This is a genomic window from Gemmobacter lanyuensis, assembly GCF_014652355.1.
Classification (GTDB): Bacteria; Pseudomonadota; Alphaproteobacteria; order Rhodobacterales; family Rhodobacteraceae; genus Gemmobacter; species Gemmobacter lanyuensis.
Map to the genome: position 1 here is coordinate 1 of NZ_BMYQ01000043.1, position 1,270 is coordinate 1,270.

Annotated in this window: 1 protein-coding gene; it reads left to right on the forward strand. The window is 62.5% G+C overall.

The features are described from left to right. The first annotated feature begins 28 nt into the window (after nucleotides 1-28). On the forward strand, nucleotides 29-1,045 hold the full coding sequence (locus IE101_RS19655) for an IS110 family RNA-guided transposase (RefSeq protein ID WP_189635520.1): 1,017 nt from the start codon (nucleotides 29-31) through the stop codon (nucleotides 1,043-1,045). Nucleotides 1,046-1,270 lie beyond the last annotated feature (225 nt).

The following is a 1,270-nucleotide window of genomic DNA, read 5'->3' on the forward strand; positions in this document are numbered from 1 at the left end:
TCATCGGAAGCGAAGGGAGGGCACATCGATGACGACACCGATCAACATGCTGGCGATCGACTTGGCAAAGGGCAGCTTTCAGGTCTGCGCAATCGGACAGGATGGGGCGGTTCTATATAACCGTGTTCTGTCACGAACTCGTCTGGCATCGCTGCTGGCCGAGCAGCAACCCTGCGTTGTGGCGATGGAAGCCTGCGCCACGTCGCACTACTGGGGCCGGGTGGCGCAGTCTCACGGTCATGAGGTGCGTCTGGTGCCAGCAGCCTATGTGAAGCCGTTCGTCAAACGCCAGAAAAACGACAAAGCGGACGCTGAAGCCATCGCGGAGGCAGCCTTGCGCCCGACGATGCGGTTCGTGGCTGTGAAGAGTGCCGAGACGCAGGGCCGGGCAGTAGCCTTTCGGACGCACCAATGCCTGGTCAGGCAGCGCACACAGCTTATCAATGCGCTGCGAGGGCATCTGGCTGAGTTTGGTCTGGTGGCGCCGAAAGGGCCGGCGAGCCTGAGGGTGCTCGAGGCCGCGCTGGCTGACGAGACCAGCGTTCTGCCCGTCCAGGTCCGGGAGATGGGCGCGATCTACCTCGACCAGATCGCAAGTCTGACGGAAGTGATCGAGCGGTTGGCCCATGAACTTGAAGCGGCATCGAAGACGGATGATCAACTACGTCGCCTCTGCACCATCCCCGGGATCGGCCCCGTCACCGCTGCCGCCGTCGCGGCATTCGCACCGGATCTCGACACGTTTGACAGCGGGCGCAACTTCGCTGCATGGCTTGGCTTGGTGCCCCGACAAAGGTCCACTGGCGGCAAGACCAGGTTGGGCTCGGTCAGCAAAATGGGCCAGACCGACATCCGCCGCTTATTGATCGTTGGCGCGATGAGCGTCATCCGTTGGGTTGTCCGCAAGGGTGGCAGCGCGAACCGCTGGCTGGCAACGCTTGTGATGCGCAAGCCAAAGATGGTCGCGGCCGTTGCGTTGGCGAACAAGATGGCCCGGATGATCTGGGCACTGACGACAAAAGAGCAGGATTACAGAATGGCGTGACCCAAGCCCGGGGAGGGCAACGGCACGGCATGGCCGCAAGGCCGGGGTGAGCGATCGACGAGGAGTAGGCGACACGGACTTCGAAGTTCAAGGCAGGAAGATTCAGTCCCGGGGCTCGAGCGCTGGCAGCTCTCTGAACCGATGTGAACCCCGCCTTCCGAACAGCATACCGGCCCGTGGCGTCATGAAGGCCACGCTCAGAGGCCTGACACACGTCCGATCGAA

Bases quoted from the DNA above. Each gene is read 5' to 3' on its own strand.
- IE101_RS19655 (WP_189635520.1), top strand. From the start codon at position 29: ATGACGACACCGATCAACATGCTGGCGATCGACTTGGCAAAGGGCAGC.